This is a genomic window from Candidatus Peregrinibacteria bacterium, from assembly GCA_030700255.1.
Lineage (GTDB): Bacteria > Patescibacteriota > Gracilibacteria > UBA1369 > JABINC01 > JABINC01.
In genome coordinates, this window is record JAUYJN010000011.1 from 1 (window position 1) to 19,874 (window position 19,874).

17 protein-coding genes and 1 tRNA gene are annotated in these 19,874 nt (G+C 39.1%); 8 read left to right on the forward strand and 10 right to left on the reverse strand.

The features are described 5' to 3' along the window. Positions 1-184, reverse strand: a 184-nt coding sequence (locus Q8P68_01570) for a hypothetical protein (GenBank protein MDP4007858.1), incomplete at its 3' end; no start/stop codon positions are given. Positions 185-552: 368 nt separating this feature from the next. On the opposite strand from Q8P68_01570, the gene Q8P68_01575 reads away from it, so the two are divergent. Both Q8P68_01575 and Q8P68_01580 read left to right on the forward strand, forming a co-directional pair. Further along, positions 553-2,202: an MBL fold metallo-hydrolase gene (locus Q8P68_01575; GenBank protein MDP4007859.1), complete on the forward strand. Its 1,650-nt coding sequence runs from the start codon at positions 553-555 to the stop codon at positions 2,200-2,202. Positions 2,203-2,348: 146 nt separating this feature from the next. Further along, positions 2,349-3,110, forward strand: a complete 762-nt coding sequence (locus tag Q8P68_01580; GenBank protein ID MDP4007860.1) for a SprT family zinc-dependent metalloprotease — start codon at positions 2,349-2,351, stop codon at positions 3,108-3,110. A 45-nt stretch (positions 3,111-3,155) separates the two neighbouring features. Here Q8P68_01580 and Q8P68_01585 read toward each other — a convergent pair whose 3' ends face one another. The 8 genes from Q8P68_01585 to Q8P68_01620 form a co-directional block, all read right to left on the reverse strand. After that, positions 3,156-3,908: a TlyA family RNA methyltransferase gene (locus Q8P68_01585; GenBank protein ID MDP4007861.1), complete on the reverse strand. Its 753-nt coding sequence runs from the start codon at positions 3,906-3,908 to the stop codon at positions 3,156-3,158. Between the two features lie 10 nt (positions 3,909-3,918). Continuing rightward, positions 3,919-4,449 carry a dihydrofolate reductase gene (locus Q8P68_01590; GenBank protein MDP4007862.1) on the reverse strand — a complete coding sequence of 177 codons (531 nt, stop codon included), beginning with the start codon at positions 4,447-4,449 and terminating at the stop codon, positions 3,919-3,921. A 79-nt stretch (positions 4,450-4,528) separates the two neighbouring features. Next, on the reverse strand, positions 4,529-5,350 hold the full coding sequence (locus Q8P68_01595; GenBank protein ID MDP4007863.1) for a thymidylate synthase: 822 nt from the start codon (positions 5,348-5,350) through the stop codon (positions 4,529-4,531). A gap of 61 nt (positions 5,351-5,411) precedes the next feature. After that, positions 5,412-8,945 (reverse strand): S-layer homology domain-containing protein, encoded by a 3,534-nt coding sequence (locus tag Q8P68_01600; protein ID MDP4007864.1) that lies wholly within the window; start codon positions 8,943-8,945, stop codon positions 5,412-5,414. Between the two features lie 151 nt (positions 8,946-9,096). Further along, positions 9,097-9,627, reverse strand: coding sequence for a DUF2779 domain-containing protein (locus Q8P68_01605; GenBank protein ID MDP4007865.1), 531 nt, complete (start codon positions 9,625-9,627; stop codon positions 9,097-9,099). A 47-nt stretch (positions 9,628-9,674) separates the two neighbouring features. Further along, positions 9,675-10,508, reverse strand: coding sequence for a Bro-N domain-containing protein (locus Q8P68_01610; protein MDP4007866.1), 834 nt, complete (start codon positions 10,506-10,508; stop codon positions 9,675-9,677). A 12-nt stretch (positions 10,509-10,520) separates the two neighbouring features. Continuing rightward, positions 10,521-11,138, reverse strand: a complete 618-nt coding sequence (gene lexA / locus Q8P68_01615; GenBank protein MDP4007867.1) for a transcriptional repressor LexA — start codon at positions 11,136-11,138, stop codon at positions 10,521-10,523. Positions 11,139-11,416: 278 nt separating this feature from the next. Beyond that, a tRNA-Gly gene (locus Q8P68_01620) sits at positions 11,417-11,491 on the reverse strand. 137 nt (positions 11,492-11,628) lie between these two features. Between Q8P68_01620 and Q8P68_01625 the strand changes: the two genes are divergently transcribed. Then, positions 11,629-12,993, forward strand: coding sequence for a pyridoxal phosphate-dependent aminotransferase (locus Q8P68_01625; GenBank protein ID MDP4007868.1), 1,365 nt, complete (start codon positions 11,629-11,631; stop codon positions 12,991-12,993). Positions 12,994-13,015: 22 nt separating this feature from the next. Beyond that, positions 13,016-13,441, forward strand: a complete 426-nt coding sequence (locus tag Q8P68_01630) for a ribonuclease H (GenBank protein ID MDP4007869.1) — start codon at positions 13,016-13,018, stop codon at positions 13,439-13,441. Between the two features lie 202 nt (positions 13,442-13,643). Here Q8P68_01630 and trxA read toward each other — a convergent pair whose 3' ends face one another. After that, positions 13,644-13,961 (reverse strand): thioredoxin, encoded by a 318-nt coding sequence (trxA, locus tag Q8P68_01635; protein ID MDP4007870.1) that lies wholly within the window; start codon positions 13,959-13,961, stop codon positions 13,644-13,646. Between the two features lie 136 nt (positions 13,962-14,097). Between trxA and Q8P68_01640 the strand changes: the two genes are divergently transcribed. The 4 genes from Q8P68_01640 to Q8P68_01655 all read left to right on the forward strand — a co-directional run bounded on the left by Q8P68_01640 (position 14,098) and on the right by Q8P68_01655 (position 19,745). Then, on the forward strand, positions 14,098-17,421 hold the full coding sequence (locus tag Q8P68_01640) for a SpoIID/LytB domain-containing protein (protein MDP4007871.1): 3,324 nt from the start codon (positions 14,098-14,100) through the stop codon (positions 17,419-17,421). A 61-nt stretch (positions 17,422-17,482) separates the two neighbouring features. Further along, complete coding sequence (locus tag Q8P68_01645) at positions 17,483-18,190, forward strand: hypothetical protein (GenBank protein ID MDP4007872.1); 708 nt, start codon at positions 17,483-17,485, stop codon at positions 18,188-18,190. A gap of 6 nt (positions 18,191-18,196) precedes the next feature. Further along, entirely contained in the window at positions 18,197-18,898 is a 702-nt protein-coding gene (gene rsmI, locus Q8P68_01650) for a 16S rRNA (cytidine(1402)-2'-O)-methyltransferase (protein MDP4007873.1), read from the forward strand. A 157-nt stretch (positions 18,899-19,055) separates the two neighbouring features. After that, on the forward strand, positions 19,056-19,745 hold the full coding sequence (locus tag Q8P68_01655; GenBank protein MDP4007874.1) for a prepilin-type N-terminal cleavage/methylation domain-containing protein: 690 nt from the start codon (positions 19,056-19,058) through the stop codon (positions 19,743-19,745). Positions 19,746-19,874 lie beyond the last annotated feature (129 nt).

Here is a 19,874-nt window from a genome sequence, read left to right on the forward strand (position 1 = left end):
CTTTTTTATAGATCTCGGGAATCAGAAGGATAAGTTCGTGAGTAATTTTATTTCGTTGATTGCCAAGGGAAATAAATTTTTTATGAAGGTTTTTTGCTGCCAAAAGATCGTTTTTCGCCTTGACCCCTGCGGATTTCTGCAAGGCATTTTTCTCCACAAGTCCGTTTGATTTTTTATCGTACATATCTTTTATATTTAAGGATTATTAGAAGAAAATATTAACAAAAATTCGTCAAAATTGCCAGACAAAAATAGGCGAAAAACATGAGTAATAAGCCAAAAATCACCATTTCGAGTTGCGCGAGAATGGAAATGTTGCGTGGTACGCACGCGCTCACCGATGCGGTTCAAAAAAGTAGGCGGAATGGTGGCGAAGTGGAGGTCAAGAGGTGCGAGGGGATAACGGAGGTCGTGGGTGGGGAATGGCGGGGTTTGATGGTGGGGAGTAAAACACCGGCGCAAAAAATGGTGAAGCTCCAAAAAGTCTACCTTCAAAAGTAGTCGGTTTTGTGCTAGAATAACTAAAGAAATTAGAAATAAAAACAAAATTATATGCAGATAACCTTTATTGGTGCCAACCATACAGTGACCGGTTCGAAATATCTTATCGAAATCAATGGTAAGAGTTTTATTATGGAATGTGGAATGCATCAGGGCAGGCGCAAGGAATCCGAGCATCGTAACAATTGTTTCCCATTTGATGTCAAGGGGCTTGATGCGGTTGTACTTTCTCATGCGCATATTGATCATAGTGGCAATTTGCCAAATTTGGTGAATCATGGTTATGAAGGGCCAATTTATTCAACTCATGCTACAAAAGATCTTTGTCAGTACATGTTGACGGATTCAGGTCGTATACAAGAAAGTAATGTTGAATATATAAACAAAAGGAAAGAGAAGAGGGGGCAAGAATTGATTGAGCCTATATACACAGAAGCCGATGCTATTAATGCTATAAGTTATTTCAAAGGACAGAATTATTATGAATCATTTGATGTGGTAGATGGTGTTAAATGTACATTTTATGATGCGGGACATATTCTTGGTTCTGCGATGATTTTCTTGGAAATGCATGATTTTGAAACTGATGAAAAGGTGTCATTATTATTTACCGGTGATCTTGGGCGACCTCATTTACCGATCCTTAGGGATCCTGATATAGAGAAATTACCACCTGCAGATATCCTTATGATTGAGAGTACTTATGGTAATAAATTTCATGAATCTATTGTGGAGGCGCAAGATGCATTGGCAAAGATTATAAATGAAACTGCCGCAAAGGGCGGTAAGATTATTATCCCTGCATTTGCACTTGGACGTACTCAGGAGGTAACGTATGAGCTACATCAACTTGCTAATGCAAAACGTATCCCTGCGATTCCTATCTTTTTGGATAGTCCACTTGCAGTTAGTGTAACCGGAGTATTCAAGGCTCATCCCGAATGTTATGATGAAGAATCGAAAAAGATGATTGAAGATGGTAGTGAATCACTACTTGGATTTGATAATTTTAAGCAAACTAAATCAGTAGAGGAGTCAAAAGAATTAAATAATTTCAATGGTCCTTGTATTATTATTTCTGCATCGGGTATGTGTGAGCATGGTCGAATCCTGCATCATCTAAAAAATAATATCGAGGATCCTCGCAACGCAGTAATGATAGTTGGATACCAAGCTGAAAACACCCTTGGTCGCAAATTAGTAAAGGGTGAAACAGTGGTGAGTATTTTTGATAAAGATTATCAAGTAAAGGCGCGCATAGAGGCATTAAATTATTTTTCCGGACATGCGGATCGTTCAGATCTTTTGAATTTCGCAACGTCCGTAAAAGGGTTGAAGAGGACATTTGTCGTTCATGGCGATGCGGAGAGGAGCTTTGCACTCAAAGAAGCATTCGAGAGTAATGAATTATCAAATGTGTGTGTGCCATCTTGGGGTGAAGTATATGACTTGAATTTAAAAGCATTAGAGACTGGAGGTAAGCCAAAACTACGTATAATGTGTGGTGGTGAATATATATACGATGCCAAGGGGATACTTGCTCCGGCTGACGTATCTCATTTGGGAGGGGATGGTATTCCGGATCATGAAGGTAAGAATATTTTTGCTGCAGACAATGCTGAGGAAGAAAGGAAAGCGCCTAAAAAAGAAGATAAGAAGGCTAAGACTTCAGGCTTCGACTCTGGCGGGTTTGATAGCTAGCCTATTTTTCCACTCAAAAAACCAAGGGCTAATAGTATAATTCCAGCAGTTCCTACGAAATATGCAAAGGCTCTTTTTTGCACTTGTGATTTTTTTTAGTTATTATCAATTTCGTAAACAGTATATTCTTTTTCAAACAAAAACAAATGTTAGAAGAGGTGAACAAAATAAAAATAGGTGGGCATGAGATAGAATATGTTCTTAGGAAAAAAATTAGTACTCGTAATTTGTCGATGCGCTTGGATTTTGGGCGGCGCCTCTATATATCGGCGCCGCGGCTTATGAGTACCGGTAGGATTCTTGATTTTCTCAAAGAAAAGGAATCTTGGCTAAAGAAAAATATAGAAAAACTTGATCAGAAAAATGAGGAGAAGGCGCTTCACAAAAAAGATGTCAAAGAAGGTGAGTTATTTGTACTGCTTGGCCAAAAATACAATTTGGATATACGATTTCTTAGTAAGAAGCGCGGGAACGCATATTTTGAATGTTTGGAAGATGGTAAGAATAATTTGGTTTTGGAGATTCATGAAGCCACGCAGTTTAGAGACGTTCCGGAGGTGGGGAGGATCGCTATAGATAAATTGTACAGGCAATTTGCAAAACAATATTTCACAGAGAGGGTGGGGAAATTAAATGAAGAACATTATGGGTTCAAATACCGTGATATAAGGGTGAAAAATCAAATGACCAGATATGGCTCGTGCTCATCTAAGGGGAATTTGAATTTCAATTGGAAAGTGATCATGGCTCCACCGGAAGTGGTGGATTATTTGTTAGCACATGAATTATCCCATCTTTCGCAGATGAACCATTCGGCTAAGTTTTGGGAACTTGTTGAAAAAGCCTGCCCGCAGTACGACAAACATCGCAAATGGCTCAAAGCAAAAGGCCACACTTTGACCTTCTAGCAGACGTTTTTTTTCCTATATCCCCAAAGCGCGGAGTTTGCCGGCTCATTCCTTTGGAATTATATGCAAGAAATATTCCTGGTTTCCTTCTTTGCCTTTGAGCGTCAGTTGGATTTTTTTCTTTAACTGCCAACCAAATTCAGATAAGAATTTTGGCATTGCATCCAAGTGATTCTTTATCACGTCTATATTCGCAGCGATCCCTTTGACGACGTATCTTTCACCTACTTCAAATTGAGGTTTGAATAGTGCGAGTATTTCATAGTTATGGTTTTCTCCTTGCAAAGTCTTTAAGAATTCTGAGAGTGGCTCAAGGATTTTTTTGAGAGAAATAAAAGAAACATCTATTACGATGATGTCAAAATGGTCAAATCCGAGCTTCTTTACTGTAGCTGGTTTAAGTGTACGGAAATCAGTTTTTTCTAGGCTAACAACCCTTTTGTCGGATTTTAGTTTAGGATGCAGCTGAGCGGTCCCATTGTCCACTGCGAAGACTCTTCCCGCCCCCATCTCGAGTAATATTTCACTAAACCCACCGGTAGACGCACCAATATCCATGCAAACTGTGTCATTTGCAGCAACGTGCCATCTTTTTATAGCTTCTTCGAGTTTTAGTGCAGAGCGGCTCACGTACATTTTTAAATCTCGTACCTCTATTTTATCAGCCTCCTCTACTGTAAAGGCAGGTTTTTTGATTATATTTCCATTCACAGAGACCTTACCACTTTTGATAAGTACTTGCGCTTTTTCACGGCTCTCTGCGAGGTCATTGTTGGCGATATAAATATCGAGTCTCATAGTTTTTTTGCTAAATATTCTTTTGATAGACGGCAAATTCATATTTCGAACCATTTTCTTCAATTGCATCCGACCTACTCATTTCTTTGAAAACATCTTTTGAGAATTCCGGGAAGAAAGTATCGCACTCAAACGTATTATCGATCTCGGTAATATATAATTTGTCACAACTTGGATGGTTGATAGCGTCAGCATATACATGACCACCTCCTATTACAAACACTTCATGAATGTCATAGCTTTCAATCATTGTAAGTGCAGTATCTAGAGAGTCTGCGATAAGGACGCCTTCATCCGCCTGATAGTCAGGATTTCTACTCAAAATTATATTCAGCCTTTTAGGTAGTGGTCTTTTGTCTATAGGCAAAGATTCATATGTGCGGCGTCCCATAATCACTGCATTTTGTCCTATATTTTCACCTTTTGGTGATCTGGTAGTATCTCTGAAATACTTCATATCTGTCGGCAAATGCCATGGCAGATCATTGTCTCGACCTATCCCACGATGTTTATCACACGCGACTATCATTGAAAATTTCATATTTTATTATTATTATATACTTTTAGACGTATTGATAATTTAGTCTAACTCTTAAGAGTTAAATTAGGACAACAATATCCTATACAGCAACTTTGAACTTAATAAATGGATCATGCTCATAATTCTCTAATGTAAAATCCTCAAACACGATATCAAAGAAGGGTTTTTTGTTTAATTTGAGAGTAGGGAGCTTGTGCGGCGTCCTTGTTAGCTGCTCTTGTAGCCCTTCGATATGGTTTAGATAAATATGTGCATCTCCCATAGTATGAGTGAAAATCCCAGGTTCCAAATCACATTCTATCGCCACCATAATCATCAGTGCCGCATAACTCGCTATATTAAAAGGCACCCCGAGCGCAACGTCAGCACTCCTTTGATATAACTGACAATCCAGCCTTCCACCCCCTACATAAAACTGAAAAAACATATGACATGGAGGCAGCGCCATTTCCGGTACTTGCGCGACGTTCCATGCATTCACAATTATGCGTCTTGAATCAGGATTGTTTTTAATCATATCAATTGCCTGCGAGATCTGATCTATAGAACCGCCATGCCCACATTTATCGCAGTCCCCATGAGGACAACCATATTTCGGCCACGACCTCCATTGATATCCATATACCGGCCCAAGCTCACCATCCGGCGCAGCCCAAGCATTCCAAATAGGCGTATACTCTTTGAGTCCATCATTGATATTTGTCGAACCTTTTAGAAACCAAAGTAATTCCCGAATAACCGCATCAAAAAGTGTTTTTTTTGTAGTGACCATCGGGAACCCATCTCGCAGATCATATTTCCTCTGTATTCCAAATATAGAAATAGTCCCAGTGCCGGTTCGATCACTTTTTTCTTCACCATTATCCAAAATTTCTTGTACAAGCGAGAGGTATTGTTTCATGCAAACTTAGTTTAAATAGCAAGCGCATTCTACCTACTCACCAACCACTAATCAATTATTTTTACCTCTGCATCTCTATGGCGAACATACTGATAAGCTTTACAAATTCTGCACGACTGATGAAGTCGCTTGATCGAAATGTGCCGTCTGCATAGCCCTGCAATAGTCCTTTCATTTGGAAGTATAGAATATGAGGTAGATATGGGTCACTGAAGCCAACATCTGTGAAACCACCTACTCCAAAGTTTTCCCATAGGCTTTTACCGAATTTTTTGTGGAGTCTCGCTCCGGAAACTCTGAACATGAGGCGAAGGGCGTTACCACGTTTCAATTGAGCTTTTGAGTTAAATGAACCATCTACAATTTTATTCAAAACTCCTCGTTCAAAGCTTGCTTTTACAAAAGGAAGACTGGTATTTTCATACACGAGTTTTTCTCTCGAAGAGATGTCTGTAAATACAGCTGTTGCAAGAACTATCGCTTCACCATTACGCATAAGTTGCGATGGATCATTATAGAAATCATCGACTAAGTTATGTATATACTTAGAGGTTGAGTAAGCCCTTTGCATATTTTTAAGTTGCATTAGATTTTTGAAATGACGTTTCATCCAAAGATTTTCCTCATCCAATTTCTCCTCGATTTCTTTGAGAAGATTGTCGATAGCGGCATCATCTATTTTTTCTTCAAGCATTTGTTCTTCAGTAGCTAAATCTTCAGCCGCTTGATCCTCCTCCTCCTCCGCCAACTCCTCGATTTCTTCTTGAGTGGTTTCATCTGTAGTTTCATCTACAGTAGGTTCGCTAGTTGTCGTCGAAGGGGTTGATGAGGCAGTACTACCACCACTTATACCGGTGAAATAAGACGCGGCACTCAATGTGGAATTACCACCAGTTGTATTATATGCCCATATCTTCGCATAGTACGTAATTCCTGGTATATTTAAAGTTACGGCTTCATCAATAATGGTGGTACTGGTTGTGCCTACTGTGGCGAGTAGGGCATCATCGCTATCGTCCCACTCTTCAGCAGTTCCATTACGATTCTCTACATCTGTTTGATTGGTTCCATACCATACTTCATAGTGATCAAAAATAGTAGAAGATACAGTCGACCATGATGCAAGTAAACTTCCATTTGAATTTGTTATTGAGAAAGTAGTTAGTCCTGTAGGTACGTCGCTTATTATGGCTCCGGCACATGCTATTGGATACGAAGTTCCATTGGCTAAAGTGATTTGGTAGCAAGCAGTATCACCAATTGTAAATGAACCTGAGAGTGTCGCCGTTTCATCTGCAACAGTAGACGTTCCTTCAAATGTAGTGGTGTAACTTCCATCTATAGTATACCAGTCAACTTTGCTGCCATCGGCAAGCCCTGTTAAAGAAAGTGTGAAAGTGACGTCTGTTACAGTTGTAGAAACTGAGGCATTGGTTACACCACTTTGAGCGCCTGGATTAAAAACCATGTTTGCTGAAGTATCAGCTGCGGCAACTTCAAATATATTACCACGAAGTGAATTTGTAGTCGTGCTTGAACCATCAAGAGTTACGTCATTGCCACCATTGTATCCAATGTAATTCGCTTTATCTAAACCTGTTAAAGTCTCAGCAAACCCATAACCAAGTATAGCTCCCGTCGCGCCGGCATTTATAAGTACACCGTCGCCAGTATTACCTAGGTCTTCAAAAGAAGTATTTGTACCAATATAGTTACCTATAATCGTAGCGGCTATTCCAGAGCCTGTTACTGTTACACCGCCTACTCCGTTACCTCCTATAATATTATATTGACCGCTTACAGCACTACCGACTGTTATATTTGGATTACTTCCTTCGATCAAAATACCATCAAAGTCATTACCAATTACCCCATCAGCATTTTTATTTGTACCAATTCGGTTCCCTTTAATTACATGACTTTGTGATCCGGCGTCATTTATATGAATACCTCGAGCTGTATTACCTGAAATCAAATTACCACCGGTGGCGGCAGTATTACCTATTGTAATTACAGCTGTCGGAGTCCCTGTGATCCTTATACCACTCCCACCATTTGCAAATCGTGACCCTCCTCCATTAACACCGATTCCATTCGCATAAATCCCAACTGCCCCTGCACTGCTATTAACCACTATACCATCATCAGTATTACCCGCTATGGCATTCATAGTATTGGCGGTGCCGGAATTACCTATCGTGAGTGCTCCACATGCATTACAAAGGACGCCCATTGAGCCATTTGCAATTGCGCCATCACCAACTTCATTTAACCCTATATGATTTTCTGAGATCAAATTCCCAGTCGATCCATTCCCACCAATATAGATACCATGACTTCCGTTTCCGGAGATTGTATTTGGCTCATTAATGGCATCGGTGTCAGTAGTACCAAATATATTATTTACACACGTAAAACATGCAATACCGTTTTGACCATTTGCGATTGCGGAAGTACCGGCGGCATTAGTACCGATTTTATTGTTTGTTATCTGCCAATTTGAAGCGAGGCTAGTAAGATAGATACCATTGTTTTCATTTCCTGAAATTAAATTTCTTTGTATTACAGAATCTCCAAGCACAGCAGAACCTGCTCCATTAAAATATATACCTGCAGTGTCTTGTGTATACCCGAATGTAGCGATAGCCGCAGTTCCATAAGCATTTGTTCCTATGTAATTATTTACAATTTGTAAATTACTAAATATACTATCTCCTAGGTGAATACCTGTACTCGTATTACCGGATATTATATTACGATACCCGGTAGTGGGTCCACCAATAATTATGCTACCACTGTATGTTTGACTACTTGAAGTACATATACCATCAATTCCACCAAGACCTGTAGCACCATCCGTTCCAATACCTATATAGTTACCACTAATTGTCAAATCACCTACATTATTTCCAATTGTTACACCACAACTTCCGGATTCACCATTGCCGGCTATTACATTACGTTCAGAAGCTGTACTTCCACCAATGACTGAGTCTGTTGAATTTTGAACAATAATACCTGCGTATCCGGACATTGCCGTAGCACCGTCCGTACCAATCCAGTTATTTTTTACTGTTACATTATCTGCTGCTACAGTGATTGCATAATTTCCCGATGTATCCCCCCAGTTGATGAATACATTTTTACTTCCAGCCTCCCCAACTGTTGCACCGGCTCCATTAACAGTTAATGCATTATTAAATCCACTAAAAATACATCCTTTTACTTTAGATGGCCCTATCGTTTGAGGTCCATCAATCGCCCCGCCATCAAATGTAATACCTCCGCAATCAAGAATAATACCTTCTGTATCTGTTGGGTCAAGTATGAGATCTGGATTTGTAATTGTGATGGTTCCACTTACACCAAATTCAATTGTATCTTGCCCGGGATTGTCACCCGCACACCCAATTGCATCAAGTAAACTTGTATCAATAACACATTCTCCATCATCATCATACGTGGTTGTATCCACCGTATAAGTAGTAGCTACTGCAAAAGCAGTTGTTAAGCTAAACAAAAGACTGATTGATAATGTTGCAAGGAGTGTAAAGATCACTCGTTTAACATAATTGCAGTTGAGTATAGTTGCCATGGGTAATATTTTTTTAAGAATTTAAATATAAATCTTAATATTATACACCAAAAACGGCTCCATGTAAAACCCCATTTATGAGAGTGTTGAAAAAGTCGTATTGCGAGAAACACCAAAAATGGTCGCAGAGCGACCACCTTTGCTAAGGTGTTCAATTTACAATATTCGAGTAAATCATCCTGCATTTTTGTTTTTTTTCAACATCTTCAACTTCAAACATCATTTTCTTCCAAGCGTTCATCGCCATTGCTCCATCCCGTAGATTTAAATCTTTGTAAGACATTTTAGGGACTAGAACAGGCAAAACATCTTTTATAGAAAAGCCTCCCCTAAAATCCGGATGTACATAATGGTTTTTTGAAAAAATTTCCATTAGATCAAACAATCGCTGATTGTAGCCGTGGAATATTTCAGCATGTTTAGGTAGTAAATCAGCTAAATTTTCGTGACATTTCCCTTCAAATTTCTTGTTCCAAACGATAATACTACCTTTACCACCCATCACTTTCATTAACTCATTTGCTAAAGCAATCATTGGATGAGAGTTTGGATCTGTGTGCAAATATTCGTAATGTTCCAACTCACCGTTTGGCTCTCTCAAAATATGTAAAGAAAACTGAAATGATACTTTGATACGGCACACAACCATCATAAATCGGCACGGCTGTTGGATATGTTTCATAGTCTAAAAAGTAGAGAGGATAAACCAATTCTTCTAGTTTCATAAGGTTATTTTAATTTCTTGGTATTTTGCTTTTTTAGCAAATAGTTCTCGGGGCTGCTTACCTTTTTCTTCGTTCTTTTTTCAAGGGCTTCCTTTGCGTCTCCGGCAATTTTGCCACCTTCCTTGGCATCTTTCTTTAATTTGTGAAATCCTTGTGAGTTTTCGGTTTGGGTTATTTCGGTGGTTGCCCGTTCGCCCAGCATCGAGAAGATGAGCTCTAAATCAGTCATATGATCTCGTAGATTTTCACGTTTGAGCTTTTTAAATTTCTTATACTCGCTCGGAGTCATGCCAAAAGTGGCCTTGGATATTTCTGCCGTCAAAATGGAATAATCTTTTTGCTCTTTCACGCCGCGCTTTTGCCATTCATCGGTTAGCTCTTCACGAATCGCAATGCCACGCATTCTTTTTTCAATCCAGTCTTCGCTGTAGCCTTTGGCTTTATATAAGGCTCGTGTGCGCTTTGTTGCCAGCTCGGGATCTTCAATTTCCTGCACTCGCTCATAACCAACTTTTGCCAACCATCGTTTGAATGGTTCGGCTTTTGGGGATGGAATGGATTGGATGATGCGGAAAATACCTTCGGTGTTAGCACAATCGGTATTGTATTTTTTACCATCTGCTGACTCTAATTTCAGTTGTCGACAAATTGTCGATAACTCAATTCCATCTTCACTATTTACGCGAACTTTCATGCGATACCAATAATCATTGGGATTTGAGCTCTCCGTAAGGGCACTGATAACATCCACCACGGAAAACCACCACTCACTATGATGAATTATTTTTCGAATCTCTTTCTTTTGAAAGATGGCGAGTTTTGTTGTTGTGTTGTCCATAAAATTAATGAGTTAATTTTCACGCATAAGCCCAACTTTTTTCCCAACAATTTGGCAGTCGCCAAGCTGCATAGTGTAAATTTGATATTTGGGATTAGCCGGTTTTACCGTAATTTGTTTTTTTTCTTTGAGAACTTCCTTTAAAGTCACTCCCCAATTTGTATCCGCTATTACAACTATGTCCCCATTATCAAAATCTGTTTGCTCTCTGATTAAAACAAGGTCTCCATCTAAAACCCCTTTTTCCTCCATACTGTCACCGCTAACTCGCAAAAAATAGTGTCTTCTATAGTCGCCCTTTAACATGGATTTTGGTATTTCCCTGATCTCCGGTGATTGCTCTTGGATTGCTTCGCTTGGTCCACCTGCGGGAACTATCCCAAGAATTGGCACTTCAATTACATCATCTCTTTTTAATGGTTCGAAACCTCTGGCTACGCCGGAACTTTTTTTTAAAAAACCTTTGTCTACCAATTGGTTTACATGAAATTGTGCTGTTGAGTGAGATGTGAATCTCATCGCTTCCTGCACTTCTTTTAAGGAAGGCCCATATCCTTTTTTCTTTGAAAATGACTCTATGAAGTCCAATACTTCCTTTTGCTTCTGTGTGAGTGGTGTTCTTGTAGACATTGTTTAAAAATCACTTGACGATACTAGTATATTTTGTAAGAATTTGCACGTCAACTGTAAATCAATAGTAACTCAATGTAAACAACATTTAACTAAATTTCTATGAAATTCAAGAAAGTATTCGTCTCTCCATCCACGTAGCGGGCACTGAAAATTTAGAAGAGAAGCGGAGCTTTCTGCAAAAAATCGGCTCGAACTTCCACGTCATCGGTCAAAAAGCCTACACAGAATTGGCAAAACCCTGGGTTTGGGCGGGCGAAAAATCGCGATTTACTGTTTGGAGCACGTGGTGGGAATCGAACCCGCGTCATCAGCTTGGAAGGCTGAGGTAATAGCCATTATACGACACGTGCGTTGCTAGGATACTTCTTAGTATGCGAAGAGGATTGTAATAAACTGATTATACTTTTGCAAGTCTTATGTATTTTATCTTTCAATTTTTGAACATTCTGATAATTTAAATTCTGAAATAACCTCTCACATATTTGAAATGGATACTCAAAAACCTATACATTTTGACGGCATGCGAAAAAGTATCAATCAAGGCGCAGTGCGATTTATGCAGTATGGTATTCGAGAAATAGTAGATACAGCGCAGCAAATACGTGAACGAGACCCAAATTGGAGCATTATTCCGGAAAATATTGGAGATCCTATACCAAAAGGTTGGCCGGTTCCGCCATTTTTAAAAGATTTGCTCAAAGATGTTATAAATGATGAAAGTAACAAAGTTTTTGGATATTCGCATTCGAGAGGCCTTCCTGAAACGAGAAAGTGGGTAACTCAGTATGCAAAGAGATTTTCACCTTCAAGCGAACTCGATTATGAATATGTGCTTTTTACAAGTGGTCTTGGGGCTGCGATTTCAGCTTTATACCATATGTTTGAAAAAGGTGCTCGTGTACTCCAGCCAACCCCTGCATATCCGACCCATGTATCACTTGAGGCGTACTGTCAGCAGGCAGAAGGGATTCGCTACAACCTTGATCCTGATAATGATTGGCAGCCGGATGTTGAAGATATGGAGGCACAGATCCTTGCCCATCCGGATGTTACAGGTTTACTCGTGATAAATCCTAACAATCCGACAGGAGCTGTATATAGTGCGGAAACTATCGAAAAAATCGTTCAACTTGCAGAAAAATACGGACTTATGATAATAGCTGATGAAGTTTATTTTAGAATGGTTTACAACGGTCATGAACATGCTCATATCACAGAGATCGCACACAATCGTGTACCATTAATAGTTATGCGTGGAATGTCAAAAGATGTGCCTTGGCCGGGAGGTAGGTGTGGATGGTTAGAATTCCATAACACTCATTTGGATCCTTCATACAAAGCTTACTGTGAAAGTGTGAAAAAACGTATTTTGATGGAGGTGTGTTCGGTAACTATGCCGCAAATGGTTGCACCAAAAGTCTATGATCATCCGGACTATGAAGCATGGATTTCAAACTATAATTCTGAACTTGAAACAAATGGTAACTTCATTGCGGAAACTTTGAGCGCCGTCCCATATCTCAAAGTAAATCGCACAAATGGAGCTTTTTATATGATGCCGTTATTCAAAGATGGAGTGTTAAATAATTCTCAAACTCTTCCAATTGAAAACGATGAAGTTAGAAAATATATAGAATCAGAAGTCAGCGCGGAAGGATTCCCACTTGATAAAAGATTCTGCTACTTTGTGCTCGCTTCGACAGGAATTTGCGTAGTTCCTGCAAGTGGATTTTTTAGTCTTTGTCCTGGATTCCGTCTCACAACTCTTGACCGCGACCCGGTACGCGCAAAGCAAACGTACGAAACTCTTGTCAGAGTGGTAAAGGAGTATGTAGAATCCAGTGCGAGTTAATCGAGCACTTATTTTATGTATTATGAGTTTTGAAATTTACACAGACGGAAGCTGTATAGGGAATCCAGGGCCGGGAGGTTGGGCTTTTATCGTTATTGATAAAAATGCAAAAGATGATGATGGGTCAACTTCTGGCGTGGTGCATCATGAGAGCGGTTATGACAAAGCTACGACAAACAACCGTATGGAGATGATGGCGATTATAAAGGCGCTTGAATATGGGGTGAAAAAAAAATGGGATAAGATAAAAATTCATTCAGACTCAAATTTGCTCGTGAGTACGATAAATCTAGGTTGGAAGAAAAAAGCAAACCTTGATCTATGGCTTGAGATGGAAAAACTTCTCAGCAAGATAAAGATAGATATAAGCTGGGTAAAAGCTCATGACAAAAACATTTATAACAACATGGTCGATGAGCTAGCATTCAACGCAGCAAGTAAAAAATAAGATATAATGCTGTGGAAGATGCATTTGTGCGCACTTGTCCCGCCATGGCGGTGACGCACAAAGGTGAATACGTCACAGAATGGCACTTGAGTCAAAAATTTCTGCGCAGAAAAAAATGACAATACGAGGCGATTGTTGTGGGACGGCAGTTTATTATGCTCTTTGAAATTTTCTTGGAGAAAGAATCTGTTGATCCATGAAATTATTTAAACTCAGCGATTCGCTCCTCCAGAGCTTCTTTTGATTGGTATCCGACTACTTTGCCAACGATTTCTCCTCCTTTGAAAAATACGACAGTTGGAATACTCATAACTTGGTATTTTTGTGGAGTTTCTTCATTTGCATCGATATCCATTTTCCCTATAACAATGTCATTCATTTCTTCTGCTATCTCTTCAACGTGAGGAGCCATCATTTGGCAAGGCCCACACCAGGTCGCAAAGAAATCAACAACAACTAATTTATCGCTTTTTAATACAGTTTCTTTGAAATTTGCATCTGTGAAAGTTGCTTCAGCCATATATCTATTTTAAATACTAATACAAATAAGATTATAACAGTCATGCTTGAGTAGTACAAGTCTGCTTACTGAGCGTCGATTGAGGGAAGTCACTAATTGTGATAGAATAATAAGATTATATATTTAGGTATTTTCAATGAAAATAGGTTCAAAATACATACTTACAGGGATTTTACTCACATTATTGGTGGCTATGTCGCAAATATTTGTTGAAAAAGGTGAATATATAAATACAACTAATGATTTTATTTCTGATAATGGATTCTCTGTTGGTACGATAAAAGTTGAGGAAACTCATCATTTACCTGAGAGATTGTCTGCGAGCTTAGATGGCGGAGGCTCCATAGCTTATGAGAGTTATGATACATTTTTATCTGTTTGGATGGGGGCAGAGGTTCCTTTTCATGCGTTAACTGTCTCTTGGAAAGAAGAGGCTTCGGATGGGACAACTGCAGATATTTGGGTTCGTACGAAGCATATAGATGGTAGTACTTCAGAGTGGATAAAAGTTGAAAAAGATATTGATGCACAGAGTAATCAGGAGATAGAAGCGGTTGATGAGAAAGGTGCGCATAAATATTATTCATTCTTGAGAACCGCAATGTCTTTGCAGATACAGTACAAGGTTGAGTCTTCGACAAAGGACACAAATATAACTCCGGTTATTTCAGAGGTTGAGTTTACTTATATTGATGCGGCGCGAAGCGCCGCAAATGAGGACTCCAATCAAGACCTTGTCGCTTCTTTGCAAATAATGCCATCCGGTACGGATGTAAAAATAATCTCAAGGTCGCAGTGGGGTGCAAACGAAGATTTGAGGCTTTTCAAAGGCATGGGCAAGCCAAAGCAGATTGACGTAAGCGAAGAGATAACTTCAAACTTCGGAGATGAAATCAAGCTTCAAAAAGAGATTAAACAAAATTCAAATGGGCAACTTTTCACTTGGCCTATTCAATATCCGCAGAGTGATATTAAGGCGATATTTGTGCATCACACTGCTTCACAAGAAGATGCTATGGAGGATTCATATGCAGCAATGCGTGCAATTTATTATTATCATACTGTAACTCGAGGTTGGGGCGATATTGGCTACAATTATCTTATCGATGAAGATGGTAGGATTTTTGAAGGGAGATATGGTGGGGACAAAGTTATAGGAGCTCATACTGCGAATTTTAATGTTGGGACTGTCGGAGTCGCAATGATTGGAAATTATCAAGAGAATGAAATAAATGGTGGGGCGGTCGAAGGACTTGTAAGACTTCTGACGAGCCTTACGGAAAAATACAAACTCGATCCTATTGCGATTTTGAAGCTTCGAGGGAAAAATGTTAATGTCATTTCAGGTCACCGCGATGCGGGTAAAACTGTATGTCCCGGAGAGCATGTCTATGAAAAATTGGTTTCTATAAGGCAACTTATAAAAAATGAACTTGAGGTAAGGGGTACGTACAAGGGTGTAATATCAACTGTCCGTGCTGCGAATGGAATTGATTTTGATGATATTGATAACAGGGGGTTCGTGATTATCGGTCCCGAAGAGATAAAGACAATTTCATTTAGATTGAGAAATACCGGATCCAAATCATGGGGTAGAAACACGACTTTGGTTTATCGAAATGGCGATCATAATATAGCTGGGTTTGATGAGGTGGTAGCGAGGCTCAAAGAGCCGAGTATCGGAGATGGTGAGATTGGTACATTTGAAATCCCAATTCAAGGATCGTTCTCAAGTGGATTAAAAAATTATTATTTATATCTTGCGGTAGGGCAAGAATTGTCAGAGAGGCAGATACTTTTCCCTGTTTATATAGAGCCAGTGGATTTGAGGTTCAGTCTCATCAAGATAGATAAAGCTCCGAAGATAAAGCTCAACAAAAATGAAGATACAAAAACGACATTTACGATAGTGAATAAAAGTAATATCACTTGGACTGCTTTCAATGTAAGTCTTCTAAGTCAGGCAAAAGATTCACTTTTTGTAGATGGTAAAATGATTTCACCTGGAGCAATTCAACCTGGTCAGAGAGCGACATTTGAAGCTTCTTTCAGATCCGGCAATACTGTAGGGCAATTTGAAGAACATTTGAGACTTGTGTTAACTGACTCAAAGGGCGGCAAAGTGTTTTCCAAAACCTCACAAGATTTTGTTTTCCGAATAGATGGGCCAACTACATTGAAATCCGGAGAAAAAATTCTTCTTGCAGGCTCATCGGAAATTCATACTTTAAAGCCAGGGGAGAGTACGTATGCATGGATTGAAATTGAAAATAATACAAATGAAGTTTGGACTAGGGCAGGGGCGGAACATATTTACATTGCAACCCTCAAAGCTCCTTCGATCAAGGTCGGCAATATGTTGATGACCAAAGGCACTATAAAACCAGGGGAAACTACAAAGATATATTTTGATTTGAGAGCTCCGGAAAAAGAAGGTAAATATTTTGTTAATTTTATATTTAGACATAAAGATGTTCGTCTGACGAAAAAACAAATGAGATTTGATTTCATAGTTTCAAAAGATTCGACGGAGGTATATACAGCGCCGACTCGCCAAAACATAGAGGTTGATAATACTAGTATTGGTCAGGATACGATAAGGGTTGCACTACCTTTTGAAGGTAATCCATCTATAACTTCTGATACAAATCTTCGAGTATATGATTCCTCAGGTAAAGATTTGAACAATGGGTCAATTATAAAATCTGGCACAAATCTTACGGTTTCTTATATGAATGGAAAATATGAAGTAGCAATCGGGAACAAAAAAATCACCACAGATAAGTATGTTAGGATAGGTAGTGAAGGTGGAATTTTAAGGATTATAAATTTCTCAAATCCTCCGCTGTGGAATCCGAATTTAAATGATAACGAATATCGTGGGGTACTTGAGGTGCGTGCTATAGATAGTAAACTTATGGTTATAAATGAATTACCGCTCGAGCAATATTTGTACGGAATAGCGGAGGTTTCAAATACCGATCATGTTGAAAAAATAAAAACACTGGCTGTGATCGCGAGAACCTATGCCAAATATTACATAGATCGTCGTGGTACCGCTGAAGTGAAATTCCCAGGTAAGCCATATGATTTGGATTCAAGTCCGGACGTGAGCCAAAAATACCTAGGTTATGGACTCGAAAAACGTTCACCAAAGATCAAAGCTGGAATAGATGCAACACGTGGTGAAGTGGTTACTTATGAGGATAAGATTGTTAAGACTCCGTATTTTAATACGACAGATGGTACCGCGACCAAGAGTGCAGCGGAGGTCTGGGGCTGGAAAAATACACCATATCTTGTATCTGTGCCTGATCCACTTTGTGAATCAAAAACATTTTCAGGTCATGGGGTAGGTCTTAGCGGTTGCGGAGCAACCGCTGCCGCTGAGCGCGGCTACTCATACAAAGACATAATCAAATACTATTATATAGGTGTCGAAATAAAAGATTTATATTAAAGTATGTCAAATTGCTTGAGTGTGTGTGTTTGTGCTAATCTTTCGGCACTAACTTTTTTATATGCTACTTGCAATTAATACATGTCTGCGTCATGTGGAAATCGCACTGATCGATACGGAATCAAATACGGTTATAAAAGAATTTTCAGAAGAATCCGAGAGAAATCACACTGAGAAAGTTTTTGAATTTATTTCAAAGGCACTTGAATTAGGCCCCTCCGATTCTCCAAACGGAATACAGAGCCAAACCTTGACTCCTGATAAAGTCTTGGTAGTTACTGGGCCGGGTGCTTTTACATCGATAAGGGTAGGGGTGGTGACTGCAAATACCATTGCATTTGCAGCTTCTGCAAAAGGAGTAAAGAGTGAGCTTTATGCCATAGATTTGGTGACTCTATTTAAACAGGAAGACAGTGCCAATGCTTTAAATAAACCTATGACTACACTTCCAATTTTCTTAAGTGCAGGTAAATCCGAAATTTACGAATTAAAATCTTTAGACAATTTTGTAAAAAACGATGCGGATAAATTTTTCGAAGAAATCTCTTCAGAATTTTACGGTGATTTGAGCGAAACCCACAAACTTTTACTCAAATACCCTAATCTTTTGAAAAAAAGAAAACTTACATTTGGAGAGGCAGTGTTGCAAATGATAAAAAATGGTACACTTGAAACGCATAAGGTAAAACCGGATGAAAAAGGGATTGCTCAAGTTCTACCTACTTATCTAAAAGAACCAAATATTTCCATATCTACAAAAGGAATTTAATCAAACATGCTTTATATAGTAGCAACACCAATCGGGAACTTAGAAGATATGACTTTTCGCGCGGTTCGTACTCTCAAAGAAGTGGACGTTATTCTTGCGGAAGATACCCGTCATAGTGGGATTCTTTTGAAGCATTATGATATCAAAACTCCTATGACTTCATTTCATAGTTACTCTACGGAGGTGAAACTCAAAGACTTGGTTCGTGAGCTATCCGGGGACGCATCATGTCCTGCAAGATCCATGGCTATGATTTCTGACGCCGGGACTCCGGGGATTTCTGACCCTGCATACAATCTAATCAATGCAGCTATCAAAGCTGGAGTAAAGGTTGTGCCAATCCCAGGTGCAAGTGCTTTTCTGACTGCAGTTTGCGCCTCTGGAGCCATGACAAATCGTTTTAAATATCTAGGATTTTTGCCGGTAAAAAAAGGCAGACAGACCCTTTTCAAAGAACTAAAAGCTGAACTTGAAGAAACCAAAAATCCATCGACAATTATTTTTTATGAATCTTCACATAGAATAATGAAAACTCTTGATGAGATAATGTCTTATCTTGGTGATCGTAATATAATAATCGCTCGAGAACTAACGAAAAAATTCGAAGAATTTGTCCGTGGAACCGTTTCGGAAGTTATAACACATTTCAAAACTCATTCAGCAAAAGGCGAATTTGTAGTGATCATCGATGGGGTAAATAAGCATTGAACGCCGTACTTCAAAGCTCATTCTAAAATATTTGAAGTCACGCAACGATACATTTTACGCCATTTGTCCAATTTTTCTGCGCAGAAATTTTTGACACCATTTGTACTTTGTTTTGCAGTGAGCTATACTTCATGAGAAATCAAAACAAAAACTTCAGATGCAATTTATACAGACCAAAAAACGTCCTGCATTTACACTTATAGAACTTCTCATAGTTGTTTCTATTATGACTATTTTGGTTGGAGTAGGGTCACCTGTGATGTTCAAGGCATCTCGGATTTTTCGATTTAGAAATGATGCGGTTCTTATCAAAGGCATGATGGATGAAGCTCGGAGTGCTGCGATAAATCTAAGGTCAATTCCAGCGGCAGCTACTGCCGGACCAAGTTCAGATTGCCAAAATCCCGGCCAGGAAGGTTTTGACACAAACTACGATGGTATCTGTGGGGATACGATTCCTTTTAATTATATTTTTGAAATGAATTATGACGGAAATAGCGATCTTACTATTCGTACTTATGCGGATTTCTCAGATGATCAGATATATAATACAAACGAAGATATTTTAATTTCACAAAAAGTAATAGTTGGGGATTATTCATTCTCTTATGACTACATTTTATTACCCCCTCCTGGAAGTACTTATTCGGAGTCGGCACCAACGAGCAAAACATACGCTTATGCATTCTCTCCTCAAGACGGAGCCTCATCAATTTGGTATTATTCAGGGTTAACGCCAGTAGATCTTCACATGACAGAATTTCACATGCATCAAAATGGCTTGGACCGTGATTTTAATCTTTATATAGATAGGCTTTCCGGGATTCCGGAAGATGTTACTCCGTAAGTTCCGCACCTTTTAGCTCAAACACCTCGACTGCCTGTGTCTTACCTTTCACAGTGATTTTGTCGAGATATCGAAGCGTAAACATATCTTTGAATTCACTATTTTCTATTAAATCAGCCGTGTTTTTAC